We start from the raw sequence: 25,407 nt of genomic DNA, 5'->3' as shown, positions 1-25,407 counted from the left end.
AATGAGTGAAATAGGCTTTAAATATAGTATTTTAGCGTCGGGTTCCAGTGGAAATTCCTTTTATCTGGAAACACCAAAAAAGAAGCTTTTAGTGGATGCTGGCTTGTCTGGTAAGAAAATTACTAGCCTACTTGCTGAAATTAACCGCAAACCAGAAGACCTGGATGCCATCTTGATTACCCATGAGCATTCAGATCATATCCATGGAGTGGGTGTGTTAGCTCGCAAGTATGGTATGGATTTGTATGCCAATGAAAAGACCTGGCAAGCTATGGAAAACAGCAAGTATCTTGGCAAGGTAGACTCTTCGCAAAAGCATATTTTTGAAATGGGTAAAACCAAAACCTTTGGAGATATCGACATCGAGAGTTTTGGCGTAAGCCATGATGCAGTCGCACCTCAGTTCTATCGCTTTATGAAAGATGATAAAAGTTTTGTCCTTTTGACAGATACAGGGTATGTTAGTGACCGTATGGCGGGAATTGTCGAAAATGCGGATGGCTATCTTATCGAGTCCAACCATGATGTAGAGATTTTGCGAGCAGGTTCTTACGCTTGGCGACTCAAACAACGAATCCTATCTGACCTCGGTCACCTTTCTAACGAAGACGGTGCTGAAGCTATGATTCGTACCTTGGGAAACCGCACTAAGAAAATCTACCTTGGGCATTTATCCAAGGAGAACAATATCAAGGAGTTGGCTCATATGACCATGGTCAATCAGCTAGCGCAAGCTGATCTGGGAGTCGGAGTAGACTTTAAGGTTTATGATACCTCACCAGATACCGCAACACCATTGACAGATATATAAAAAAGAAGGCGAGGGCCTTCTTTTTTATATATCTGGTAGAGATTTGGTGTGGTATAATGTTTACAAATGATATAGGAGAAGTAGTGTGAAAAGAAAATGGTTATTTAAGGATTATTATGACACAACAATTATTTTACTTGCTTTAATCTCTGTTATTCTGGTATTACTTGGATTTGCTGAGATGATTGATTTAGACAGTCCTCCATACAGTATTATTGACTTGCTACTTTGGTTTGTGTTTGTGGTAGATTATGGTTGGCGGTTCTTTTCAAGTAAAGCAAAATGGAGGTTTATACTTGAAAATATCTTTGACTTGTTAGCTATCCTTCCTTTAAATGCTATTTTTACAGTATTGCGATTAGGGCGTATCTTCCGCTTAGCAAGGCTGACAAAATTACTGAAACTGACTCGTTTACTTAGAATAATTGGACTTACAGGTAAATTAGAAAGAAAAATTAGTAGATTCTTACGAACAAATGGCCTGATTTATATCTTATATGTTAATATTTTTATCGTTCTAGTAGGAAGTTCAATTTTATCTGTAGTTGAAGAAAAATCCTTCTCAGATAGTCTTTGGTGGGCTCTTGTGACAGTAACTACTGTTGGTTATGGTGATATTGTTCCAGTTTCCCTTTTTGGGAAATGGCTAGCAGTTTTACTGATGCTTGTCGGTATTGGAACAATAGGGATGCTAACAAGTGCTTTGACGAACTTTTTTGTAAAGGATAATCCAGATGAACAGATAAAACTTGATAAACTTCAAGATGAATTATCTAGTCAGAGAATATTACTAGAGAAGCAATCTGAGAAAATCGAAGAACTGCATCGGATGATACAAGATTTGCTTGAAAAAACATAATAAAAATAAAGATGAGACAAAGTTTGAGTTGAGGAGAAATCAAGTAAGTTTTGACACAATAGAACGCATATTATCAGGTATAAAAACTTGATACTATGCGTTTTATAGAGAAATGAAATAAAATCTGAACAAATCAATTAGGAATTTAAAGCATTTTATAACAACGTTTTAGAGTAATGGGGTGCTATTTCAACTTCAATCTACTATAATATAGATAAAAAACAACTCCCTGATGATTCAAGGAGTTGTCTATAGTTAAATTAGTTTTTTGAAGCTGCTTGGAATTCTGGGTTTTTCCATGCTTCGTCAATGATAGCTTGCAATTCTTTAGCAGATGCTTGCATTTTTTGAGTTTCTGCGTCGTTCAATGGAATATTTACTGGACGAACGATACCATGTGCACCAACAACAGCTGGTTGACCGATAAAGACATTCTCAACTCCGTATTGACCTTCTTGGAATACTGAAAGTGGAAGTACTGCGTTTTCATCGTCAAGGATTGCTTTAGTGATACGAGCAAGTGCTACTGCAATACCGTAGTATGTTGCACCTTTTTTGTTGATGATTGTGTAGGCTGCATCACGAACACCTTCGAACAATTCAATCAATTCAGCTTCTTGAACATTTTGAGTGTCTTTAAGGAATTCTTCAAGGTTTACACCAGCGATGTTTGCGTGTGACCAAACAGCGAACTCAGAGTCACCGTGTTCACCCATGATGTAGGCGTGCACTGAACGAGCATCCACATCCAATTTTTCAGCAAGTGCTTGACGGAAACGAGCTGAGTCAAGTGAAGTACCTGAACCGATAACGCGTTCTTTAGGGAAACCAGAGAATTTCCAAGTTGAGTAAGTCAAAACGTCAACTGGGTTAGCAGCAACAAGGAAGATACCTTTGAAACCTGATTCAACAACTTGAGTTACGATTGATTTGTTGATAGCAAGGTTTTTACCTACAAGGTCAAGACGAGTTTCACCTGGTTTTTGAGGAGCACCTGCAGTGATTACAACAAGGTCAGCGTCTGCACAGTCAGAGTATTGAGCTGCATAGATTTTTTTAGGTGAAGTGAAGGCAAGGGCGTGACTAAGGTCAAGCGCGTCACCAACAGCTTTTTCATGCAATTGTGGAATTTCGATAATTCCAAGCTCTTGTGCAATTCCTTGGTTAACCAGTGCAAAAGCGTAAGATGAACCTACAGCACCATCACCGACAAGGATAACTTTTTTGTGTTGTTTAGTTGAAGTCATTGTTCTAAACATCTCCTTAATTTTATTAGGGGATTTTCCCCAGACAACTTCATTCTATCACTTTTAAAAAACTTTGTCACGAATATGCCTTATAGTTCTCGATGTAAACGTTTTAGTGGTTTAGAGGCTGAAATAGATGGGAATTTATGGTATAATGTTGTTACTTACTAATTGTGAAATGAGGCATTTATTAATGCAGGATAAAAATTTAGTGAATGTCAATCTGACAAAGGAGATGAAGACGAGCTTTATCGATTACGCCATGAGTGTTATCGTAGCCCGGGCTCTTCCTGATGTTCGAGATGGCTTGAAACCTGTTCACCGTCGCATTCTCTACGGAATGAATGAATTGGGTGTTACTCCAGACAAACCTCATAAAAAATCTGCTCGTATTACAGGGGATGTCATGGGTAAATATCACCCACACGGGGATTCCTCTATTTATGAAGCCATGGTCCGTATGGCTCAATGGTGGAGCTACCGTTACATGCTTGTAGATGGGCATGGAAACTTTGGTTCCATGGATGGAGATGGTGCTGCCGCCCAGCGTTACACTGAGGCACGTATGAGCAAGATTGCTCTAGAAATGCTTCGAGATATCAATAAGAATACGGTTGATTTCGTCGATAACTATGATGCCAATGAACGGGAACCCTTGGTTTTGCCAGCTCGTTTTCCAAACCTTTTGGTCAATGGAGCAACTGGTATCGCTGTTGGTATGGCAACCAATATTCCACCTCATAACCTGGGTGAGACCATTGATGCAGTCAAGCTCGTCATGGACAATCCTGAAGTGACTACCAAGGACTTGATGGAAGTCTTGCCTGGTCCAGATTTTCCAACAGGTGCCCTTGTCATGGGGAAATCAGGCATTCATAAGGCTTATGAAACAGGTAAAGGTTCTATTGTTCTTCGTTCTCGTACTGAAATCGAAGAAACTAAGACTGGCCGTGAGCGAATTGTTGTAACAGAATTTCCTTATATGGTCAACAAAACCAAGGTGCATGAGCATATTGTTCGCTTGGTTCAGGAAAAACGCATTGAGGGGATTACAGCAGTACGTGATGAGTCAAACCGTGAAGGTGTTCGATTTGTTATTGAAGTCAAGCGCGATGCCTCAGCCAATGTTATCCTTAATAACCTCTTCAAGATGACCCAAATGCAAACCAACTTTGGTTTCAATATGCTTGCTATCCAAAATGGTGTACCGAAGATTTTATCCCTTCGTCAGATTTTGGATGCTTATATCGAGCACCAAAAAGAAGTAGTTGTTCGTCGGACACGTTTTGATAAGGAAAAAGCGGAAGCACGCGCTCATATCTTAGAAGGTCTCTTGATTGCGCTAGACCATATCGATGAAGTGATTCGTATCATCCGTGCTAGTGAAACAGACGCAGAAGCACAAGCTGAGTTGATGAGTAAGTTTAAGCTTTCTGAACGTCAAAGTCAGGCTATTCTAGATATGCGTCTTCGTCGTTTGACAGGTTTGGAACGCGATAAGATTCAGTCTGAGTATGATGATCTCTTGGCTCTGATTGCGGATTTGGCGGATATTCTTGCTAAACCAGACCGTGTTTCTCAAATCATCAAAGAAGAATTGGATGAAGTTAAGCGTAAGTTTGGTGACAAGCGTCGTACAGAGTTGATGGTCGGTGAAGTCTTGAGTCTTGAAGATGAGGACTTGATTGAAGAAACGGATGTCTTGATTACGCTTTCTAACAAGGGATACATTAAACGTTTGGACCAAGCTGAGTTTACTGCTCAAAAACGTGGTGGCCGCGGTGTTCAAGGAACAGGTGTCAAAGATGATGATTTTGTTCGTGAGTTAGTGTCAACTAGCACCCATGATCACCTGCTCTTCTTTACAAATAAAGGACGTGTCTATCGCTTGAAGGGGTATGAAATCCCTGAGTATGGTCGAACTGCCAAAGGGCTACCAGTAGTCAATCTTTTGAAATTGGACGAAGGTGAAAGTATTCAGACTATTATCAATGTTGAGTCTGATCGCAGTGATGATGCTTATCTCTTCTTTACAACCCGTCACGGTATTGTGAAGAGAACTAGCGTTAAGGAATTTGCCAATATTCGTCAAAATGGACTTAAAGCACTGAATCTTAAGGATGAAGATGAGTTAATCAATGTCTTGTTGACGGAAGGAGATATGGATATTATCATTGGTACCAAGTTTGGTTATGCAGTTCGCTTTAATCAATCAGCCGTTCGTGGTATGAGCCGTATCGCCACTGGTGTGAAAGGTGTTAATCTCCGTGATGGAGACACAGTAGTCGGAGCAAGCGTAATTACTGATCAAGATGAGGTTCTTATCATTACTGAAAAAGGATATGGTAAGCGTACAGCTGCTACTGAATACCCAACAAAAGGTCGTGGTGGTAAGGGAATGCAGACAGCTAAAATTACCGAAAAAAATGGCTTGCTGGCCGGTCTTATGACTGTTCAAGGGGATGAGGATGTGATGATTATCACTGATACAGGTGTCATGATTCGAACCAATCTTGCCAATATTTCACAAACAGGACGCGCAACTATGGGAGTTAAAGTAATGCGCCTGGATCAAGATGCTCAGATAGTGACCTTCACAACGGTTGCAGCGGCAGAAAAAGAAGAAGTTGGGACAGAAAATGAAACAGAAGGTGAAGCATAATGTCTCAAAAAAATAATAAAAAGAAAAACAAGCGAAAAAATCTGCTGACAAATATCCTAGCAGGATTTCTGATAGTACTGTCACTGGCTTTGATTTTTAATGCGCAAATTCGAAATATTTTCATGGTCTGGAATACCAATAAGTATCAAGTTAGCCAGGTATCAAAAGAAAAAATAGAAGAAAATCAGGATACAGAAGGAAATTTTGATTTTGATTCGGTCAAAGCGATTTCTTCGGAAGCTGTTCTAGCTTCTCAATGGGATGCTCAAAAATTACCAGTTATTGGGGGAATTGCAATTCCTGAATTGGAAATGAATTTGCCGATTTTTAAAGGACTTGATAATGTTAATCTCTTCTACGGCGCTGGTACAATGAAACGCGAGCAAGTAATGGGAGAAGGAAATTATAGTCTAGCTAGTCATCATATTTTTGGGGTCTATAATGCTAATAAAATGTTATTTTCTCCTTTGGATAACGCTAAAAATGGTATGAAGATTTATCTAACTGATAAAAATAAAGTTTATACCTATGAAATCCGTGAAGTCAAACGTGTGACACCGGATCGTGTTGATGAAGTTGATGATAGAGATGGGGTCAATGAAATCACATTAGTAACCTGTGAAGACCTTGCTGCTACAGAACGTATTATTGTAAAAGGTGATTTGAAAGAAACAAAAGATTATTCACAAACATCTGATGAAATCCTAACAGCTTTCAATCAACCGTATAAACAATTTTATTAATACAAATCAGTGAAATCATGGATTTCACTGATTTTTTAAGATTTTCATAAAAATAAACTTTTATGAAATACAGAAAACGCTTCCTTAATTCTAAAGTTTGTGATATAATTATCAAGAAAAAAGATTTAGGAGTTTATTATGGTTTCTTCAGAATTTATCTCAAAGATTGAATTTGCTTGTAAGAAGAAAGAAAGTCTTTATAGCCAAAGCAAATTTAAGTATGCAATTCGTTCTATGTTCGCGGGTGCATTTTTAACCTTCAGTACAGCTGCTGGTGCAGTTGGGGCTGACTTGATTAATAAAATTGCACCAGGTAGTGGACGTTTCCTCTTCCCCTTTGTCTTCGCTTGGGGCTTGGCCTACATTGTTTTCTTGAATGCCGAGTTGGTAACATCAAACATGATGTTCTTGACTGCTGGTAGTTTCTTGAAAAAAATCTCTTGGAGAAAAACAGCTGAGATTTTACTTTACTGTACCTTGTTCAACCTTATCGGAGCCTTGATAGCAGGGTGGGGCTTTGCTCATTCAGCAGCCTATGCGAATCTGACACACGATAGTTTCATCTCAGGTGTTGTTGAGATGAAGTTAGGCCGTTCAAATGAATTGATCTTGCTTGAGGCGATTTTGGCAAATATTTTCGTAAATATTGCGATTCTTTCATTTGTTTTGGTCAAAGATGGTGGTGCCAAACTTTGGCTTGTTTTGTCAGCTATTTACATGTTTGTATTCTTAACAAACGAGCACATTGCTGCAAACTTTGCTTCTTTCGCGATTGTGAAATTCAGTGTTGCTGCGGATTCAATTGCTAACTTCGGTGTTGGAAATATGCTTCGCCACTGGGGTGTAACCTTCATCGGAAACTTTATCGGAGGAGGCTTCTTGATGGGTCTTCCATATGCCTTCCTCAATAAAAATGAAGATACTTATGTAGATTAAGAAAATGAGCACGATTGATTCGTGCTTTTTTCGATTTTTAAAATAAGGTAATAGCTATTTCTTATATCAAAATATAGAAAACTGATATTTGTAAACTATAACTTAAGGTGCTACAATGTCCTTAATCAAACTATTTGGAGGTCGTTTTATGACTCGTGATTTTAAATTTGAAACCTTACAATTGCATGCTGGGCAAGTAGTTGATCCAGCAACTAAGTCTCGTGCAGTGCCGATTTATCAAACAACATCCTTTGTTTTTGATGATACGCAGGAAGGTGCCGATTTGTTTGCCTTGAGGAAACCAGGGAACATTTATACTCGTATTACCAATCCTACAACAGCTGCTTTTGAAGAAAGAATTGCAACTCTCGAAGGTGGTGTCGGAGCTCTTGCAACAGCATCAGGTATGGCAGCAGTGACTTATACGATTTTGGCTCTTGCCCATGCTGGTGACCATGTTGTAGCAGCCTCAACTATTTACGGTGGAACCTTCAATCTCTTGAAAGAAACCCTTCCTCGTTATGGGATCACAACAACCTTTGTCGATGTGGATAATTTGGAGGAAGTGGAAGCAGCTATCAAAGACAATACCAAGCTTGTCTTGATTGAAACCTTGGGCAATCCCTTGATAAACATTCCTGACTTGGAAAAATTGGCTGAGATTGCTCATAAACACCAGATTCCACTAGTTTCGGATAATACCTTTGCTACACCATATTTGATTAACGTCTTCTCTCACGGTGTAGATATTGCTATTCACTCTGCGACTAAGTTTATCGGTGGGCATGGTACAACTATTGGTGGAGTGATTGTCGATAGTGGTCGTTTTGACTGGGCGGCTTCAGGTAAATTTCCTCAATTTGTTGAGGAAGACCCAAGCTATCATAACTTGAGCTATACTCGTGATGTGGGTGCAGCAGCCTTTATTATCGCTGTCCGTGTTCAATTGCTTCGTGATACTGGTGCAGCCTTGTCGCCATTTAATGCCTTCCTCTTGCTTCAAGGACTTGAAACCCTTTCACTTCGTGTGGAACGCCATGTGCAAAATGCAGAGAAAATTGTTGATTTCCTTGTCAACCATCCTAAGGTAGAAAAGGTAAACTATCCAAAACTTGCAGACAGTCCTTATCATGCCTTGGCTGAGAAATATTTACCAAAAGGTGTAGGTTCAATCTTTACCTTCCATGTCAAAGGTGGAGAGGCAGAAGCTCGCAAGGTAATTGATCATTTAGAAATCTTCTCTGACCTTGCAAATGTGGCAGATGCTAAATCACTTGTTGTCCATCCAGCAACAACTACTCACGGTCAATTGTCAGAAAAAGACCTAGAAGCAGCAGGTGTCACACCAAATCAAATCCGCTTGTCTATTGGACTTGAAAATGTAGATGATTTGATTGAAGATTTGCGCTTGGCCTTGGAAAAAATTTAAAGTAAAAGAAGATAAACAGTGGGTTTTGACTCACTGTTTTTGATTTTCCCTCAGGCATGATATAATGGTTAAAGAAGTCTAGAAAGAGGAACGATATGAACGAAATCAAATGCCCCAACTGTGGGGAAGTCTTTACAGTAAATGAGAGCCAGTATGCCGAACTCTTGTCCCAAGTAAGAACGGCAGAGTTTGATAAGGAACTGCACGATCGCATGAAGCAGGAACTGGCCTTGGCAGAGCAAAAGGCTATGAATGAGCAACAGTCTAAACTAGCTCAAAAAGACCAAGAAATCGCGCAATTACAGAGTCAAATCCAAAACTTTGCTACAGAAAAAGAATTGGCCAAGAAAGAGGTTGAACAGACAAGTCATCAGGCTCTCTTGGCCAAGGACAAGGAAGTGCAGGCCTTGGAAAACCAATTGGCTACCTTGCGTTTAGAGCATGAAAATCAACTGCAAAAGACCCTTTCTAACCTTGAAAAAGAACGAGATCAGGTAAAAAATCAGCTCCTCTTGCAAGAAAAAGAAAATGAGTTGTCATTGGCTTCTGTTAAGCAGAATTACGAAGCCCAGCTCAAGGCAGCCAGTGAACAAGTCGAATTTTACAAGAATTTCAAGGCTCAACAATCCACAAAAGCGATTGGGGAAAGTCTGGAACAGTATGCGGAAAGTGAGTTTAATAAGGTCCGCAGTTTTGCCTTTCCAAATGCCTACTTTGAGAAGGATAACAAGGTCTCTGCGCGTGGGTCTAAGGGGGACTTTATCTTCCGTGAATGTGATGAAAATGGAGTGGAAATCATTTCCATCATGTTTGAGATGAAAAATGAAGCGGACGGGACAGAGAAGAAGCACAAGAATGCAGATTTTTACAAGGAATTGGACAAGGACCGTCGGGAGAAGAACTGTGAGTATGCGGTTTTGGTGACCATGCTTGAGGCTGATAATGATTACTTTAACACAGGGATTGTTGACGTCAGCCATGAGTATGAAAAGATGTATGTGGTTCGTCCTCAATTCTTTATCCAGTTGATTGGACTCCTGCGAAATGCGGCGCTTAATTCCCTAAAATACAAGCAGGAGCTGGCCTTGGTTCGCGAACAAAATATTGATATTACACATTTTGAGGAAGACTTGGATGCCTTTAAGCTAGCCTTTGCCAAGAACTATAATTCAGCTTCGACTAACTTTGGCAAAGCTATCGATGAAATTGACAAGGCCATAAAACGGATGGAAGAGGTTAAGAAATTCCTGACAACTTCTGAAAACCAACTCCGTCTAGCTAACAACAAATTAGAAGATGTTTCTGTTAAAAAATTGACCCGTAAAAATCCAACTATGAAAGCAAAGTTTGAAGCGCTGAAGGGGGAGTAGAAAGCAAAAATGAACGGTATTATCAACTTAAAAAAAGAAGCGGGGATGACCTCGCATGATGCGGTTTTTAAACTGCGTAAGATTTTGGGAACCAAGAAAATTGGTCATGGTGGGACCTTGGATCCGAATGTAGTGGGCGTTTTGCCCATTGCGGTTGGCAAGGCGACACGCATGGTCGAGTTTATGCAGGACGAGGGCAAGGTCTATGAGGGGGAAATCACTCTTGGCTATTCCACGACGACTGAGGATGCCAGTGGGGAAGTGGTCGCAGAGACACCTGTTCTATCGCCCTTGGATGAAAAACTTGTCGATGGAGCGATTACTAGCTTAACTGGGTCTATTAGTCAGATTCCACCTATGTACTCAGCAGTTAAGGTCAATGGTCGCAAGCTCTATGAGTATGCGCGTGCTGGTCAAGAAGTAGAGCGTCCAGAGCGTCAGGTGATCATTTATCAATTTGAGCGGACAAGTCCGATTTCTTATGAGGGTCATCTTGCACGCTTTACTTTTCGTGTGAAATGCAGTAAAGGGACTTATATCCGTACCTTGTCAGTTGACTTGGGAGAGAAGCTTGGCTATGCGGCCCATATGTCTCAGTTAACTCGTACTAGTGCAGCTGGTTTGCAACTAGAAGATGCTCTTACCTTGGAAGAAATTGCTGAAAAAGTGGAGGCTAGCCAATTGGACTTTCTCCATCCTTTAGAGATTGGAACAGGGGATCTTGTTAAAGTTTTCCTAAGTCCAGAAGAGGCTACAGAAGTGCGCTTTGGTCGTTTTATCGAACTCGAACAAACAGAACAAGAATTAGCTGCCTTTGAAGGAGATAAATTGTTAGCCATTCTAGAAAAACGGGACAAACTCTACAAGCCAAGGAAGGTTTTTAGCTAGTCTAACTGAGGTGTAGGGATTGGAATTCTTTCCCTAGACCATCCAAATCAGACTATAAATTTTGTAAAAAATGTGATAGAATAGACGACGGATAAAAAAACGGAGGATAGCATGCAAAATAGACCAATCATTATCGGAGTGACAGGTGGTTCTGGTGGGGGTAAGACCAGTGTTTCAAGAGCCATTTTATCGCATTTCCCTGATGAAAAGATTTCCATGATTGAGCATGATTCATACTACAAGGATCAGTCTCACTTGACCTTTGAAGAGCGTGTCAAAACCAACTACGACCATCCTTTTGCCTTTGATACAGACTTGATGATTGAGCAGATAAAGGAATTGTTGGCAGGGCGTCCGGTGGACATCCCGACTTATGACTATACAGAGCATACACGAAGCAGCAAGACCTATCGTCAAGAGCCTCAAGATGTCTTTATCGTTGAGGGGATTTTGGTCTTGGAGGACAAGCGTCTGCGCGATTTGATGGACATCAAGATTTTTGTGGATACGGATGATGATGTGCGCATTATTCGTCGTATCAAGCGCGATATGGAAGAACGTGGCCGTAGCCTTGATAGCGTTATTGACCAGTATCTAGGTGTGGTCAAACCCATGTACCACCAGTTTATCGAGCCAACCAAGCGGTATGCTGATATTGTCATTCCTGAAGGGGTTAGCAATACAGTGGCTATCGATCTTTTGACAACCAAGATTGCAAAGATTTTGGAAGAAGCTCGAAACAGCAAATAAACAGATGAATTAGATTTAAGTAAATTTATTGTATATGTATTAAGTTTGGAAAATAAATAATCAAAAGAAACTAAGTTTTCTCTAAATCGTTCTAAGAAAGAGTGAGTAATATGAACAAAAACTCAGTAAAATTTGGATTAGCAAGCGCATGCTTAACTTCTGCTATCTTATTTGGGGTACATACAGTTGAAGCTTCTGACCAATCTTCAAACATTCAACAAAACGAGTCTGATAGTTATGGCAAGGATTTAACTACGTATAAGGCAGAAACAACAAAATATGAATTAGATAAGAAAGCATATGAAGCAGAACTGAAAGCCTACAATGAAAGTGTGGCTAAATATGAAGCGGACAAGGCCGAGTACGATAAGGCGAAAGCTGAATATGACAAAGCGTTAGCTGTAAACAAAGAAACAGTGACAAAATACGAAAGTGACCTTTCGGAATACAATAAACAAAAAGCTGAGGCGGACAAGGTAAAAGCTGAATACGAAAAACTTAAAGCTGAGTGGGATGCTAAAAAAGCACAATATGAAAAAGATAAAGCGGCCTATGACAAAGCTCAAACTGACTATAATATGGCCAAAGCTGATTATGACGCTAAACTCGCAACATACAATACAAAACTTGCAGAATACAATAAACAAGTTAAATCTAATGAAGCTGCTGATAAAATTGAAAACGATAAACGTAGAGCAGAATATAACGAAAAATTGAAAAAATTCGAAGAAGAATCGAAGAAACCAGGTCGTTTTGCAAGCGAAGAAAAAAACTATTTGATTTTCGTTAAAGAACCAAATGCTAAAATCAGCATAGAAGTTAAAGATACTGGTGATACTGGTGCTTTAGCAATGTTGAAATATACTCAGAAAGACGGAAGTTTTTGGAAACTAAATCATAAAAAGTTGAGTAGCGACCAATTATCAGATGAAGCATTAGCAAGAAATAATTTGACAGATAAGATCATCAAACGATGGGATGAAACAGTAACAGGTTATCGAGAATACGGCAAAGACCCACATATCACCACATATCCTGTCATTGCCAAAAAAGATAGACCCTTTACCGTGACTTACACAAACTTAGAGAACACCACATACGATAAGAAAAAAGTCACACGTATTGATTATGAATACACTGTCTTAGATACTGGTAGTTCTGTTGATACAATGCAAATTTCTCCTGCCTACGATCCAACTATTTCAGTATCAATCTATGGTGATTTCAGAAAACATGGATATAGTACAAGAGTTCGTATGAAACCAACTCTATATCTTGAAGATGGAACGAAAGTGATTCCAACAAAAGAAAAACCAGTTATGTTTGCAGTGAGTTCTATGAATACAGGATGGCATGGTTATAGTGACAATTCGTATTATTTCGCAGACAATAAGGATATGTTTAAGGAATTCTATGGGAAATCAGGAGTTTATGACGAATACTTAAATGACGAATTTAAGAAACTGTATAACGTAGACCTCGAAACAGCATCAAAACCCGGCGGATTATTGAGTGACCCTTCCAAACGTCAAGAGTGGAATACAAAAAAAGCAGAATTGAAAACAGCATACGTAAAAGATGAAGAAGAGTACAAAAAAGATGGTTTCAAAAAAGTCAAAGATTATATGACTAACAAATATGGATCCAATGTGAATACATGGCCTAGTACCTATCGTGAAATTGTGTATGCTATTCATAATGCTTCATTTATCAAATTGAATGAATCTTTTGTCTATAAACATGATGATGGATTTTATGCCGATAAAACATTAGATGAAATTAACAGTGGAAACCCGGTATGGGATAACCAAGAATCACCTTACAAATACAAAGGTGCAGGTGTTATAAAAGTGACAGAAGATGGCTTCTATTTGGAATTTGGTGCAACCGTCCCATTCACTCAATTATTCGGAATCAACACGGCTATCGTTGACGAATATATATTGATGTGAAACCGAAACTAGAATTGGTTGAAACACCAAAACCAACGCCACCAACGAAACCAGTTGAACCAAAACAACCAGAACTTAAAGAACCAACACCATTAGGAGTTGCTCCAAAAGAACCAAACAAGTTCGATAAAGAAAAACCAGTGAAACCTGACTTGAAAGAACCAAAAGCTCCAACCCCACCGGTTAAGCCTGACTTGAAAGAACCAACGCCACCAACGCCACCAACGAGACCAGTGGAGCCACCAAAAGTGGAGAAACCAGTAAAACCAGTGGAACCGCCAAAAGTGGAGAAACCAACAGAACCGGTTGAGCCACCAAAAGTGGAGAAACCAACAGAACCGGTTGAGCCACCAAAAGAGGTGATACCAACGAAACTAGTTGAGCCACCAAAAGAGGAAAAACCAACATTGCCACGTACGGGGAGTGCGTCGGACATGAGTATGACTGTGGTTGGGTTATTAACAACTTTAGCATCATTCTTTGTGTTTACTAAACGTAAAGATGAAAGTAACAAATAGTTATCAAGGTTTTGTCGAAAAGATTTAAGCAGAAGGCAAAAAGTTCACTTTTAAAATATCAAAAAAACGAGTATATCCGTAATTGGATATACTCGTTTTCTTATGCCATAAGCTGTCAGATATTTGTTGAAAACCTATTATTTATTTTTCCCTCATAATGGTACATAAATGGAGATTTTTAGGCATATTTTTGGTATAATAATACCCATGAAAGAGCAAGAAAATGAATAGTAGGTGGAGATGGAAAAGTATTTATCGGTAACAACTTTGACCAAGTATCTGAAAATGAAATTCGATAAAGACCCATACTTGGAACGGGTCTATTTAACTGGTCAAGTTTCCAACTTTCGTAAACGACCTACTCACCAATATTTCTCCCTAAAAGATGACCATGCAGTTATTCAAGCGACCATCTGGTCTGGGGTTTATCAGAAATTAGGTTTCGACCTAGAAGAAGGAATGAAAATCAATGTGATTGGGCGTGTGCAGGTCTATGAACCAAGTGGTAGCTACTCCATCATCATTGAAAAGGCTGAGCCTGATGGGGTTGGGGCGCTTGCGATTCAGTTTGAACAACTCAAGAAAAAATTGACAGAAGAAGGCCTGTTTCAAGAACGCTTCAAGCAAGCTCTGCCCCAATTTTCTAAGAGAATTGGTGTGGTAACCAGTCGCAGTGGAGCCGTTATTCGAGATATTATCACGACCGTCAGCAGGCGCTTTCCAGGTGTCGATATCCTACTTTATCCGACTAAGGTGCAAGGTGAAGGCTCTGCCGAGGAAATTGCTAGAAATATTGCGCGTGCTAATCAAGGGGACGATTTGGATTTACTCATTATTGGTCGTGGTGGTGGTTCCATAGAGGATCTCTGGGCCTTTAACGAAGAAATTGTGGTACGAGCTATTTTTGAATCTCGTTTGCCAGTTATTTCTAGTGTGGGGCATGAGACGGATGTGACCTTGGCAGATTTTGTGGCAGATCGACGGGCTGCGACACCAACAGCTGCTGCTGAACTAGCAACACCTGTGACCAAGTTGGATCTATTAGCTCATTTGCAAAATCAGGAAAAACGGATGGCAACGGCAGTCCGAAATGTCCTATCTAAGAAACAAGAAGCTTTGAAAAAATGCAGTCAGTCTGTTATCTTTAGACAACCAGAACGTTTGTATGATGGCTATATGCAACGCTTGGATCAACTGCAATTGCGTTTGAAACAAAGTTTGCGAACACGGATTTCTGATAACAAGCAATTAGTCCAAGCAAGGACGCATCAACTGGTTCAATTATCACCTGTTACCAAAATCCAACGCTATCAAGACCGTCTAGGCCAGTTGGACAAGCTCCTTCGTAGCCAAATGGCGCTGGTTTATGATGCCAGGGTTGCTGAAGTCAAGAGACTTTCAGAAGCCCTGCTCATGTTGGATACCAGTCGAATCGTGGCGCGAGGTTATGCTATTGTCAAAAAAGAAGAGTCCGTTGTAGATTCGGTTGAGAGTTTGAAGAAAAAAGACCAAGTGACGCTTTTGATGCGAGATGGTCAAGTAGAATTAGAGGTTAAAGATGTCAAAACAAAAGAAATTTGAGGAAAATCTAGCAGAACTGGAGACCATTGTCCAAAGTTTGGAAAATGGTGAGATTGCTCTGGAAGATGCGATTGCTGCCTTTCAAAAGGGCATGGTCTTGTCAAAAGAGCTCCAAGCTACGCTAGACAAGGCTGAAAAGACTTTGGTCAAGGTTATGCAAGAAGACGGAACAGAAAGTGATTTTGAATGAAAAAGCAAGAAAAATTAGCTCTTGTCGAGTCAGTCCTGGAAGATTTTTATGGAGATCAGCAGTTTGCCTTTAGTTTGCGAGAGTCTGTTCTCTATTCCATTCATGCTGGTGGCAAGCGTATTCGACCCTTTCTCTTGTTAGAAGTTCTGGAAGCCTTGCAGGTGGCTATTAAACCAGCACATGCACAGGTGGCTGCGGCCTTGGAGATGATTCATACAGGGAGTTTGATTCACGATGACCTTCCTGCTATGGATGATGATGATTACCGTCGGGGACGATTAACCAATCACAAGAAATTCGGTGAAGCTATGGCAATATTGTCAGGAGATGCTTTATTCCTAGATCCTTACGCCTTGATAGCGCAGGCAGATTTGCCAAGTCAGATAAAGGTAGACTTGATTGCCAACTTATCCCTTGCTTCAGGTAGTTTAGGCATGGTGGCAGGCCAGGTTTTGGACATGGAGGGGGAACACCAGCACTTGTCCTTGGAAGAACTTCAGACCATTCATGCCAATAAGACTGGGAAATTACTAGCCTATCCCTTCCAAGCAGCTGCTATCATTGCGGAATTGGCACCTGAGATGCAGGCAAAACTGAAAACTGTTGGTGAATTGATTGGACTTGCTTTTCAAGTTCGAGATGACGTACTGGATGTGACTGCTAGTTTTGAGGAAATCGGCAAGACACCTCAAAAGGATTTGCAGGCAGAAAAGTCAACCTATCCAGCCTTGTTGGGCTTGGAAGAGGCCATTGCCTTTTGTAACCAAACCCTGGATCAAGCTAATGCCAATTTAGAAGAAATTGCCCAGCAGATTCCCTTTGAAACAGAATCGATTGTAAAAGTAGTAGAAAGTTTGAGAATCAATGGCTAAGGAAAGAGTGGATGTACTAGCTTATAAACAGGGCTTGTTTGAAACGCGAGAGCAGGCCAAGCGCGGTGTCATGGCTGGTCTAGTCGTAGCAGTCCTCAATGGAGAACGGTTTGACAAGCCAGGAGAGAAAATCCCAGATGACACCGAACTAAAACTCAAGGGGGAGAAACTCAAGTATGTTAGCCGTGGTGGCTTGAAACTGGAAAAGGCCTTGCAGGTCTTTGATTTGTCAGTGGATGGTGCGACCACGATTGATATCGGGGCCTCTACTGGTGGCTTTACCGATGTTATGCTGCAAAATGGTGCTGAGTTAGTTTATGCAGTCGATGTCGGTACCAATCAGTTGGCTTGGAAATTACGCCAAGACCCACGAGTGGTCAGCATGGAGCAGTTTAATTTCCGCTATGCTGAAAAGACTGATTTCGAAAAGGAACCGAGCTTTGCCAGTATTGATGTGAGTTTCATTTCCCTCAGTCTGATTCTTCCGGCCTTGCACCGTGTCTTGGCAGATCAAGGTCAGGTTGTGGCTCTGGTTAAGCCTCAGTTTGAGGCAGGACGTGAGCAGATTGGAAAAAATGGAATCATTCGTGATGCCAAGGTCCATCAGAATGTCCTTGAATCTGTCACAGCTATGGCAGTAGAGGAAGGTTTTTCAGTTCTTGGTTTGGACTTTTCTCCCATCCAAGGCGGTCATGGAAATATTGAGTTTTTAGCGTATTTGAAAAAAGAAGAGTCAGCAAGTAATCAAGTTCTTGCTGAGATTGAAGAAGTAGTAGAGAGGGCGCATAGTCAATTTAAAAATGAATAAAAAAGAGAGACTTGAAAAAATTAGACGATTTGTGACAGATTATCAAATCGGTACACAAGAAGAAATCGTAGAACATTTGAAAGAAGCAGGTATCACTGCCACTCAGGCAACTGTATCCCGAGATATCAAAGAGCTAGGTATTGTCAAAATTCCTTTGAGAGACAACACCTATGTCTACGAATTGCCAAAATCAATCGTAAAAAGTTTGCAACTAGCTGAAGACAATATCGAATCGGCAGAATTGATGGATAAGATGATCAATCTCCAGGTTATTCCAGGAAATACGGCTTTTGTAAAAGCTCAGTTAACCGAGACTTTTGCGGACAAGATTTTCAGCTGTTTGGCTGATGATAGCTCGATTTTAGTCATTGCCAGAAGTGAAAGTCTAGCTGAGGAAATCTTTGAACAAGTAAAAAATTGGTAGGTCTATATGTTACTTGAAATTTCGATAAAAAACTTTGCCATTATTGAGGCTATTTCCCTCAATTTTGAAAAGGGAATGACTGTTCTGACTGGTGAAACGGGTGCAGGGAAGTCGATTATCATTGATGCCATGAATATGATGTTGGGAGCTCGTGCGACGACAGATGTTATTCGTCATGGGGAGCCAAAGGCAGAGATTGAGGGGCTTTTTTCAGTTGAGAATAGTCGCCTTTTACAGGAAATTTTTGATGAGCAAGGTTTGGAAATGGGTGATGAAATTATCATCCGTCGAGAAATTCTGCAAAATGGTCGTAGTATTAGTCGTGTCAATGGCCAGATGGTTAATCTGTCTGTTTTGCGTGCTATTGGGCAACATCTTGTGGACATTCATGGTCAGCATGACCAAGAAGAGTTAATGCGTCCTCAACTGCACATCCAAATGTTGGATGAATTTGGCGATGCAGCTTTTTGGGACTTGAAAGAAACCTATCAAACGAGTTTTGATGCCTATCGAAAAATGCGCAAGCAGGTTCTGGAAGTTAAGAAAAACCAACAGGAACACAAGGCACGTATCGAAATGTTGGAATTTCAAATGGCAGAGATTGAGGCAGCAAACTTGCAGGCTGGAGAAGACCTAGCTCTCAACCAAGAGCGAGAGAAGCTTCTCAACCATAAAAATATCGCGGATACGCTGACCAATGCCTACAGTATGTTGGACAATGAAGACTTTTCGAGTCTAGCCAATGTTCGTTCAGCCATGAATGACATGGAAAGTGTCGAAGAGTATGACCCTGAATACCGTGAAATTTCAAGCTCTCTGTCTGAGACCTACTATGTCTTAGAAGATATTAGCAAACGTTTGGAAGCTATCATTGAGGATCTTGATTTTGACGGCAATCGTCTCATGCAGGTTGAGAATCGTTTGGACCTCCTTCATACCATTACGCGTAAATATGGTGGGACTGTAGACGATGTCTTGCTTTATTTTGCCAAGATTACGGAAGAATACAATCTCTTGACAGGAAATAACCTTTCATCTGAGGACATGGAAGCAGAGCTTAAGAAGTTAGAAGTCAATCTTGTCGATTTGGCAGGTCAGCTTGCCTCTGCTCGTCATGACTTGGCCCAGCAGCTCGAAGCTGAGATTAAACAAGAGCTTCAAGACCTTTATATGGAAAAAGCCCAGTTTCAGGTTCGTTTTAGCAAGGGAAAATTCAGTCGTGAGGGAAATGAAATGGTCGAGTTTTACATTTCAACCAATCCTGGCGAAGACTTTAAACCCTTGGTTAAGGTTGCGTCCGGTGGGGAATTATCTCGTCTCATGTTAGCCATTAAGTCTGCCTTTTCACGTAAAGAAGGTAAGACTAGTATTGTATTTGATGAGGTTGATACGGGAGTTTCAGGTCGTGTAGCTCAGGCAATTGCACAGAAGATTCATAAAATTGGCCAGCATGGTCAGGTTCTGGCTATTTCCCATTTGCCACAAGTGATTGCGATTGCGGATTATCAATTCTTTATTGAGAAGATTAGTAATGACCATTCAACAGTTTCGACTGTTCGTCTCTTGACGGTTGAAGAGCGAGTGGAGGAAGTTGCCAAGATGTTGGCAGGTGATGATGTGACGGAAGCAGCCCTGACGCAAGCTAGAGAATTGTTGAGAAACAGGGAGAAATAAGATGACAGACTATTATGTAATTGGAGATGTTCACGGAAAAGCTGGGATGCTGGAAAACCTTCTCAAAACATGGGATGGTCAGACCCAGTTGCTCTTTCTAGGGGACTTGATTGACCGTGGTGAAGATAGTCGCCGTGTCCTAGAGATGGTTAAGGACTTGGTCGATAATCAAGGGGCAATCTGTTTGTCTGGAAATCATGAGTATATGTTTTTGACTTGGCTCGATGACCCAGAAGAAAGCTATGACCACTATCGTCGCAATGGTGGAGATACAACCATTAACTCTATCCTAGGTCGTCCCTTGAATGCACCAGTTGATGGAGTTGAGGATGCCAAGCGAGTTGCTACTGAAGCGGCAGATTTAGTCGAATTTATTCGTCAAATGCCATTTGTGGTAGAGACAGACAAGTATATCTTTGTTCATGCAGGTATTGATTTGACCTTGGATGACTGGCATGAAACCACAGATTATAAGAAAGTCTGGCTCAGAAAACCATTCCACGAAGCAGAAAATCATACTGGAAAAACCATTGTCTTTGGTCATACACCGGTTTACGGCTTGTTGAAGCAAGACCGTGGTACAGCAGAGCTTTGGATTACAGAAGATGGCAAGATTGGTATGGATGGAGGAGCTGTCTATGGTGGTGTCCTCCATGGGATTGTCTTTACAGATCAAGGAATGACAGAACACCACTTTATCGAAAATGACGGCTTTGTCGCTGAAGATTAGTACTCCTAGCAGGGGATGGTCTTGTCAAAATGTCAAAAACACATTATAATTAGTAAATACCCTGAAAGGAAGAGAATCATGAACTTAGAAGAATTAAAAAAACGACAGGAGAAGATCCGCAACTTCTCTATCATTGCCCATATTGACCATGGGAAATCAACTCTAGCAGACCGCATTTTAGAAAAAACAGAGACGGTTTCCAGTCGTGAGATGCAGGCCCAGCTTTTGGATAGTATGGATCTAGAACGGGAACGTGGAATTACCATTAAACTCAATGCTATCGAGCTGAATTACGTTGCTAAAGATGGGGAGACCTATATTTTCCACTTGATTGATACGCCTGGACACGTGGACTTTACCTATGAAGTTTCGCGTTCTCTAGCTGCCTGTGAGGGAGCTATTTTGGTGGTCGATGCTGCCCAAGGGATTGAGGCCCAAACCCTTGCCAACGTTTATCTGGCCTTGGACAATGATTTAGAAATCATGCCAGTCATTAACAAAATTGACCTGCCAGCTGCAGATCCAGAGCGCGTGCGTATTGAGATTGAGGATGTGATTGGTTTGGATGCCAGTGTAGCAGTGTTGGCCTCTGCCAAGGCTGGTATTGGTATCGAAGAAATTCTGGAGCAAATCGTGGAAAAAGTGCCAGCACCAACGGGTGATGTTACAGCACCTCTAAAGGCCTTGATTTTCGACTCAGTTTACGATGCTTACCGTGGGGTTATTCTCCAAGTGCGTGTCATGGATGGAGTGGTTAAACCTGGCGATAAGATTCAGCTCATGAGCAATGGCAAGACCTTTGATGTGACCGAAGTCGGAATTTTTACACCCAAAGCAGTTGGCCGTGATTTCCTGGCGACTGGTGACGTTGGTTATATTGCGGCGTCTATTAAGACGGTTCAGGACACTCGTGTAGGTGATACCGTTACCTTGGCAAGCAATCCTGCTGCAGAACCCTTACATGGCTACAAGCAGATGAACCCTATGGTCTTTGCGGGTCTCTACCCAATTGAATCAAACAAGTACAATGACCTACGTGAAGCCCTTGAAAAATTGCAACTGAATGATGCTAGTCTTCAGTTTGAACCAGAAACATCGCAGGCCCTTGGATTTGGTTTCCGTTGTGGTTTCCTTGGACTTCTCCATATGGATGTTATCCAAGAACGTTTGGAACGTGAGTTCAACATCGACCTCATCATGACAGCTCCATCTGTTATCTATAAGGTTAATTTGACCGACGGTGAGTCTATGGATGTGTCTAACCCATCTGAGTTTCCAGACCCAACTAAGATTGCGACCATTGAAGAGCCTTATGTCAAGGCGCAAATCATGGTACCGCAAGAGTTTGTTGGAGCAGTGATGGAATTAGCTCAGCGCAAGCGTGGTGACTTTGTGACTATGGACTATATTGATGACAATCGTGTCAATGTTATCTATCAAATTCCTCTTGCTGAAATCGTCTTTGACTTCTTTGATAAGCTTAAGTCTTCAACTCGTGGTTATGCAAGCTTTGACTACGAATTGTCAGAGTATCGTCCATCTAAGCTGGTCAAAATGGACATCCTTCTCAATGGAGACAAGGTGGATGCCCTCAGCTTTATCGTTCATAAGGATTTTGCCTACGAACGTGGGAAACTCATTGTTGACAAGCTCAAGAAAATCATCCCTCGTCAACAATTTGAGGTGCCAATCCAAGCAGCAATTGGACACAAGATTGTCGCTCGTACAGATATCAAGGCCCTTCGTAAGAACGTACTTGCCAAGTGTTATGGTGGTGACGTTTCTCGTAAGCGTAAACTCCTTGAAAAACAAAAAGCTGGTAAGAAGCGTATGAAAGCTATCGGATCAGTAGAAGTTCCACAAGAAGCCTTCCTCAGTGTCTTGAGCATGGATGAAGAATAAAATTTTTTACTTATAAATTAGAGCAGGTCAAGAAGCCTGCTTTTTATTATGGGAAAATTTTTGAAAAGTTACAAATGAATAGTTTCTTATCTTTAACAAAAATCAAAATAGCAAACTTGAAAGCTAAGTCTAGCCAGTTAAACATATTGCTGTGATGTTGCAGATGGGTGCATGAGTAAAATCCTCTACATCAGAAAACATCATAATTATCAGATATTCAAAAGCAGTGATATTATGTATTTTATACTGAAAATACTTACCTTGTTTTCTCTTTAAATTGACTTTTTGTTCAGCGTCAATTAATCTCCTGTCAACGAAAGCTCCTTTTCAAATTCTTTCTAATTTTAAACTAGTCAATCAACCTATTCACTAGTAAAAGTAAAGAAGAATATAATACATAATAAACCTGATAATTTTGTTATATTATATAGACTTTCTTTATTCTATTTCTAAAAAATGTTTTATTTTATTTATATATCCCTGTCTATATGTGATTGTTACGAAAACGATAAACAATAAGGATAAAAAAAGAACAAAAATCAACAGAAAACTATTGACAACGATTTCATATGGTGTTATACTTATAGCATAAAGTTAATGGAAAGAAGGGAAAAATTTATGGGATTAGATCATTTCTTTGACAAAAACCTTGTGTTTTGTTTAGAAGCGAATAATCAAGAACATCTCTTTGATCAGGTTGCAACTTTGTTGGAAGAACGTAAAATTGTTACTCCCACTTATCGTGAAGCCTTGATTACGCGTGAAAAGTCATTTCCAACTGGCTTAGATATGGAATTTTTGGGTAAGGATTTGCCGAATGTGGCCATTCCTCACACAGATATTGTTCATAATCTGGCTGAAAAAGTTATAGTCGTTCGATTAGAAAAACCAGTGACTTTCCACAATATGATTGCGCCGGATAAGGAAGTAGAAGTATCCTTTCTCTTCTTTATCATTAATAACTCCAGTTCAAGTCAAACCAACATTCTTGCTCAGTTGATGGACTTCTTTACAGGAAATGGTCATCTTGATAATCTATCAAAAATTTCTGAACCAGAAGCCCTCTATGCTTATATAGCTGAAGCAATCGCTTAATCTTGTCTATTAAAAATATTAAATCGGAGGAGATCCATATGATTAAAATTCTTGCTGCCTGCGGTGCAGGTGTTAACTCAAGCCACCAAATTAAAAGTGCTCTTGAAGAAGAACTTTCAAACCGTGGCTACGATGTTCACTGCGATGCAGTTATGGTCAAAGACGTTAACGAAGATCTTATTAAAGGTTATGACATCTTTACACCAATTGCTGCGACAGACCTTGGTTTTGACCCAGGTATTCCAGTTATCGAAGCTGGACCAATCTTATTCCGTATCCCAGCTATGAGTGCTCCAGTATATGATAATATTGAAGCAGCCATCAAAGAACACGGATTAAGCTAATTATCAATTTGTTAACATTCATATAACATAAAAAAGGGAGGAACTGTTATGGATGCAATCTTTGACCTAATCAAAGACTTTTTCACGCCCATCTTAGATATGGGTGGACCTGTCATCATGTTAATCATTTTGACAGTATTGGCTTTACTTTTTGGAGTGAAATTCTCCAAAGCGCTTGAAGGTGGTATCAAACTTGCCATCGCTCTTACAGGTATCGGTGCTATCATCGGTATGCTAAATACTGCTTTCTCAGCGTCGCTTGCAAAATTCGTTGAAAATACTGGTATCCAATTGAGTATTACTGACGTTGGTTGGGCACCACTTGCTACAATCACTTGGGGTTCTGCTTGGACACTATACTTCTTGCTCATCATGTTGATTGTCAACATAGTGATGCTAGCTATGAAGAAAACAGATACACTTGACGTTGATATCTTTGATATCTGGCACTTGTCTATCACAGGTCTCTTGATTAAATGGTATGCTGACAACAATGGTGTGAGTCAAGGGGTTTCACTCTTTATTGCTACAGCAGCTATCGTCCTTGTTGGTGTTTTGAAAATTATCAATTCTGACTTGATGAAACCTACATTTGATGACCTTCTTAACGCTCCAAGTTCATCACCAATGACATCAACTCACATGAACTACATGATGAACCCAGTTATCATGGTTTTGGATAAGATTTTTGAAAAATTCTTCCCAGGACTTGATAAATATGACTTTGATGCTGCTAAATTGAACAAGAAAATCGGTTTCTGGGGTTCTAAATTCTTCATCGGTTTCATTCTTGGTATCGTTATCGGTATTATGGGAACTCCACATCCAATTGAAGGGGTTGTAGATGCAGATAAATGGCGTCTTGTTATCAGAGGATGGTTGTCTCTTGGTTTGACTGCCGGTGTATCTTTGGAACTCTTCTCACTTATCGGTTCATGGTTCATCGCAGCCGTAGAACCACTATCACAAGGTATTACAAACGTTGCTACTAAACGTCTTCAAGGACGTAAATTCAACATCGGTCTTGACTGGCCATTCATCGCTGGTCGTGCTGAAATCTGGGCTTGTGCCAACGTACTTGCACCAATTATGTTGGTTGAAGCGGTGCTTCTTTCAAAAGTCGGAAATGGTATCTTGCCACTTGCAGGTATCATCGCTATGGGTGTTACTCCAGCTCTCTTGGTTGTAACTCGTGGTAAATTGCTCCGTATGATCATTTTCGGAACACTCTTGTTGCCACTCTTCCTTCTTTCAGGTACACTTATTGCACCATTTGCAACAGAACTTGCTAAAGGTGTAGGTGCTTTCCCAGCAGGTGTGAGTGAAACTCAATTGATTACTCACTCAACTCTTGAAGGACCAATCGAAAAACTTCTTGGTTGGACAATTGGTAACACTACAACAGGTGATATCAAAGCAATCCTTGGTGCTGTAGTCTTCCTTGTATTCTATATCGGTATCTTTGCATGGTACAGAAAACAAATGATCAAACGTAACGAAGAGTACGCAGCAAAAGCAAAATAATGCGCTCCTATAAAATGTAAGCTCAATGAAAATCAAAGAGCAAACTAGGAAGCTAACCGAAGGTTGCTCAAAACACAATTTTGAGGTTGTAGATAAGA

General features: G+C 40.4%; 23 protein-coding genes. 22 read left to right on the top strand and 1 reads right to left on the bottom strand.

All coding sequences use genetic code 11. The annotated features are described in order from the left end of the window. Position 1: 1 nt before the first annotated feature. Together HT698_RS00115 and HT698_RS00110 are read left to right on the top strand one after the other, a co-directional pair. Entirely contained in the window at positions 2-811 is an 810-nt protein-coding gene (locus tag HT698_RS00115; protein ID WP_054384038.1) for an MBL fold metallo-hydrolase, read from the top strand. 85 nt (positions 812-896) lie between these two features. Then, on the top strand, positions 897-1,670 hold the full coding sequence (locus tag HT698_RS00110) for an ion channel (protein WP_164226228.1): 774 nt from the start codon (positions 897-899) through the stop codon (positions 1,668-1,670). A 260-nt stretch (positions 1,671-1,930) separates the two neighbouring features. On the opposite strand, the gene HT698_RS00105 is transcribed toward HT698_RS00110, so the two are convergent. Next, complete coding sequence (locus tag HT698_RS00105; RefSeq protein ID WP_000204726.1) at positions 1,931-2,917, bottom strand: L-lactate dehydrogenase; 987 nt, start codon at positions 2,915-2,917, stop codon at positions 1,931-1,933. A 193-nt stretch (positions 2,918-3,110) separates the two neighbouring features. Here HT698_RS00105 and gyrA point away from each other — a divergent pair, with 193 nt between their 5' ends. The 20 genes from gyrA to HT698_RS00005 all read left to right on the top strand — a co-directional run bounded on the left by gyrA (position 3,111) and on the right by HT698_RS00005 (position 25,309). Then, the gene (gene gyrA / locus HT698_RS00100; protein WP_173218478.1) at positions 3,111-5,579 is read left to right on the top strand and encodes a DNA gyrase subunit A; all 2,469 of its coding nucleotides are present in this window, start codon (positions 3,111-3,113) and stop codon (positions 5,577-5,579) included. Then, positions 5,579-6,322: a sortase SrtA gene (gene srtA / locus HT698_RS00095; RefSeq protein WP_173218480.1), complete on the top strand. Its 744-nt coding sequence runs from the start codon at positions 5,579-5,581 to the stop codon at positions 6,320-6,322. Before gyrA ends, srtA begins: the two co-directional genes overlap by 1 nt. A 138-nt stretch (positions 6,323-6,460) precedes the next feature. Further along, a complete protein-coding gene (locus HT698_RS00090; protein ID WP_173218482.1) occupies positions 6,461-7,258 on the top strand; it encodes a formate/nitrite transporter family protein in 798 nt (265 codons plus the stop codon). 148 nt (positions 7,259-7,406) lie between these two features. Further along, the gene (locus HT698_RS00085) at positions 7,407-8,687 is read left to right on the top strand and encodes an O-acetylhomoserine aminocarboxypropyltransferase/cysteine synthase family protein (RefSeq protein WP_173218519.1); all 1,281 of its coding nucleotides are present in this window, start codon (positions 7,407-7,409) and stop codon (positions 8,685-8,687) included. Positions 8,688-8,782: 95 nt separating this feature from the next. After that, a complete protein-coding gene (locus HT698_RS00080) occupies positions 8,783-10,057 on the top strand; it encodes a DUF2130 domain-containing protein (protein WP_173218484.1) in 1,275 nt (424 codons plus the stop codon). A gap of 9 nt (positions 10,058-10,066) precedes the next feature. Next, positions 10,067-10,945 (top strand): tRNA pseudouridine(55) synthase TruB, encoded by an 879-nt coding sequence (truB, locus tag HT698_RS00075; protein WP_173218485.1) that lies wholly within the window; start codon positions 10,067-10,069, stop codon positions 10,943-10,945. A gap of 111 nt (positions 10,946-11,056) precedes the next feature. Continuing rightward, on the top strand, positions 11,057-11,695 hold the full coding sequence (gene udk, locus HT698_RS00070) for a uridine kinase (protein ID WP_001181376.1): 639 nt from the start codon (positions 11,057-11,059) through the stop codon (positions 11,693-11,695). A gap of 110 nt (positions 11,696-11,805) precedes the next feature. Further along, positions 11,806-13,647: a GbpC/Spa domain-containing protein gene (locus HT698_RS00065; protein WP_173218487.1), complete on the top strand. Its 1,842-nt coding sequence runs from the start codon at positions 11,806-11,808 to the stop codon at positions 13,645-13,647. After that, entirely contained in the window at positions 13,644-14,165 is a 522-nt protein-coding gene (locus tag HT698_RS10510; RefSeq protein ID WP_173218489.1) for an LPXTG cell wall anchor domain-containing protein, read from the top strand. The genes HT698_RS00065 and HT698_RS10510 overlap by 4 nt, the downstream gene beginning before the upstream one ends. Positions 14,166-14,405: 240 nt before the next feature. Next, the gene (gene xseA / locus HT698_RS00055; RefSeq protein ID WP_000417491.1) at positions 14,406-15,746 is read left to right on the top strand and encodes an exodeoxyribonuclease VII large subunit; all 1,341 of its coding nucleotides are present in this window, start codon (positions 14,406-14,408) and stop codon (positions 15,744-15,746) included. Next, positions 15,724-15,936: an exodeoxyribonuclease VII small subunit gene (locus HT698_RS00050; RefSeq protein WP_000043226.1), complete on the top strand. Its 213-nt coding sequence runs from the start codon at positions 15,724-15,726 to the stop codon at positions 15,934-15,936. Before xseA ends, HT698_RS00050 begins: the two co-directional genes overlap by 23 nt. Then, entirely contained in the window at positions 15,933-16,808 is an 876-nt protein-coding gene (locus HT698_RS00045; protein WP_173218491.1) for a polyprenyl synthetase family protein, read from the top strand. Before HT698_RS00050 ends, HT698_RS00045 begins: the two co-directional genes overlap by 4 nt. After that, complete coding sequence (locus HT698_RS00040; RefSeq protein ID WP_173218492.1) at positions 16,801-17,616, top strand: TlyA family RNA methyltransferase; 816 nt, start codon at positions 16,801-16,803, stop codon at positions 17,614-17,616. Before HT698_RS00045 ends, HT698_RS00040 begins: the two co-directional genes overlap by 8 nt. Then, a complete protein-coding gene (locus tag HT698_RS00035) occupies positions 17,609-18,040 on the top strand; it encodes an arginine repressor (protein ID WP_001034401.1) in 432 nt (143 codons plus the stop codon). Before HT698_RS00040 ends, HT698_RS00035 begins: the two co-directional genes overlap by 8 nt. A 6-nt stretch (positions 18,041-18,046) precedes the next feature. Then, positions 18,047-19,714 (top strand): DNA repair protein RecN, encoded by a 1,668-nt coding sequence (gene recN, locus HT698_RS00030; protein ID WP_173218493.1) that lies wholly within the window; start codon positions 18,047-18,049, stop codon positions 19,712-19,714. Between the two features lies 1 nt (position 19,715). Next, positions 19,716-20,444 carry a metallophosphoesterase family protein gene (locus HT698_RS00025; protein ID WP_173218495.1) on the top strand — a complete coding sequence of 243 codons (729 nt, stop codon included), beginning with the start codon at positions 19,716-19,718 and terminating at the stop codon, positions 20,442-20,444. 78 nt (positions 20,445-20,522) lie between these two features. Continuing rightward, positions 20,523-22,346: a translation elongation factor 4 gene (gene lepA, locus HT698_RS00020; RefSeq protein ID WP_173218497.1), complete on the top strand. Its 1,824-nt coding sequence runs from the start codon at positions 20,523-20,525 to the stop codon at positions 22,344-22,346. Between the two features lie 618 nt (positions 22,347-22,964). After that, positions 22,965-23,441 (top strand): PTS sugar transporter subunit IIA, encoded by a 477-nt coding sequence (locus HT698_RS00015; protein ID WP_173218499.1) that lies wholly within the window; start codon positions 22,965-22,967, stop codon positions 23,439-23,441. Positions 23,442-23,479: 38 nt separating this feature from the next. Further along, a complete protein-coding gene (locus HT698_RS00010) occupies positions 23,480-23,785 on the top strand; it encodes a PTS sugar transporter subunit IIB (RefSeq protein WP_000590550.1) in 306 nt (101 codons plus the stop codon). Positions 23,786-23,833: 48 nt separating this feature from the next. Beyond that, positions 23,834-25,309: a PTS galactitol transporter subunit IIC gene (locus HT698_RS00005; RefSeq protein WP_173218501.1), complete on the top strand. Its 1,476-nt coding sequence runs from the start codon at positions 23,834-23,836 to the stop codon at positions 25,307-25,309. Positions 25,310-25,407 lie beyond the last annotated feature (98 nt).

The sequence above is a fragment of the Streptococcus sp. 3109 genome (genome assembly GCF_013276905.1).
Lineage (GTDB): Bacteria > Bacillota > Bacilli > Lactobacillales > Streptococcaceae > Streptococcus.
Note: the sequence above shows the minus strand (reverse complement) of the source record. Positions and strands in the feature narration are given on the sequence as shown.

What these genes read in the sequence shown, in the direction of transcription:
- gyrA (WP_173218478.1), top strand. Translation starts at nt 3,111, where the DNA reads ATGCAGGATAAAAATTTAGTGAATGTCAATCTGACAAAGGAGATGAAG.
- HT698_RS00115 (WP_054384038.1), top strand. Translation starts at nt 2, where the DNA reads ATGAGTGAAATAGGCTTTAAATATAGTATTTTAGCGTCGGGTTCCAGT.
- truB (WP_173218485.1), top strand. Translation starts at nt 10,067, where the DNA reads ATGAACGGTATTATCAACTTAAAAAAAGAAGCGGGGATGACCTCGCAT.
- HT698_RS00065 (WP_173218487.1), top strand. Translation starts at nt 11,806, where the DNA reads ATGAACAAAAACTCAGTAAAATTTGGATTAGCAAGCGCATGCTTAACT.
- HT698_RS00035 (WP_001034401.1), top strand. Translation starts at nt 17,609, where the DNA reads ATGAATAAAAAAGAGAGACTTGAAAAAATTAGACGATTTGTGACAGAT.
- lepA (WP_173218497.1), top strand. Translation starts at nt 20,523, where the DNA reads ATGAACTTAGAAGAATTAAAAAAACGACAGGAGAAGATCCGCAACTTC.
- HT698_RS00105 (WP_000204726.1), bottom strand. Translation starts at nt 2,917, where the DNA reads ATGACTTCAACTAAACAACACAAAAAAGTTATCCTTGTCGGTGATGGT.
- HT698_RS00010 (WP_000590550.1), top strand. Translation starts at nt 23,480, where the DNA reads ATGATTAAAATTCTTGCTGCCTGCGGTGCAGGTGTTAACTCAAGCCAC.
- HT698_RS00015 (WP_173218499.1), top strand. Translation starts at nt 22,965, where the DNA reads ATGGGATTAGATCATTTCTTTGACAAAAACCTTGTGTTTTGTTTAGAA.
- HT698_RS00045 (WP_173218491.1), top strand. Translation starts at nt 15,933, where the DNA reads ATGAAAAAGCAAGAAAAATTAGCTCTTGTCGAGTCAGTCCTGGAAGAT.
- HT698_RS00040 (WP_173218492.1), top strand. Translation starts at nt 16,801, where the DNA reads ATGGCTAAGGAAAGAGTGGATGTACTAGCTTATAAACAGGGCTTGTTT.
- HT698_RS00005 (WP_173218501.1), top strand. Translation starts at nt 23,834, where the DNA reads ATGGATGCAATCTTTGACCTAATCAAAGACTTTTTCACGCCCATCTTA.
- HT698_RS00090 (WP_173218482.1), top strand. Translation starts at nt 6,461, where the DNA reads ATGGTTTCTTCAGAATTTATCTCAAAGATTGAATTTGCTTGTAAGAAG.
- HT698_RS00025 (WP_173218495.1), top strand. Translation starts at nt 19,716, where the DNA reads ATGACAGACTATTATGTAATTGGAGATGTTCACGGAAAAGCTGGGATG.
- udk (WP_001181376.1), top strand. Translation starts at nt 11,057, where the DNA reads ATGCAAAATAGACCAATCATTATCGGAGTGACAGGTGGTTCTGGTGGG.
- xseA (WP_000417491.1), top strand. Translation starts at nt 14,406, where the DNA reads ATGGAAAAGTATTTATCGGTAACAACTTTGACCAAGTATCTGAAAATG.
- HT698_RS00050 (WP_000043226.1), top strand. Translation starts at nt 15,724, where the DNA reads ATGTCAAAACAAAAGAAATTTGAGGAAAATCTAGCAGAACTGGAGACC.
- HT698_RS00085 (WP_173218519.1), top strand. Translation starts at nt 7,407, where the DNA reads ATGACTCGTGATTTTAAATTTGAAACCTTACAATTGCATGCTGGGCAA.
- HT698_RS00080 (WP_173218484.1), top strand. Translation starts at nt 8,783, where the DNA reads ATGAACGAAATCAAATGCCCCAACTGTGGGGAAGTCTTTACAGTAAAT.
- srtA (WP_173218480.1), top strand. Translation starts at nt 5,579, where the DNA reads ATGTCTCAAAAAAATAATAAAAAGAAAAACAAGCGAAAAAATCTGCTG.
- recN (WP_173218493.1), top strand. Translation starts at nt 18,047, where the DNA reads ATGTTACTTGAAATTTCGATAAAAAACTTTGCCATTATTGAGGCTATT.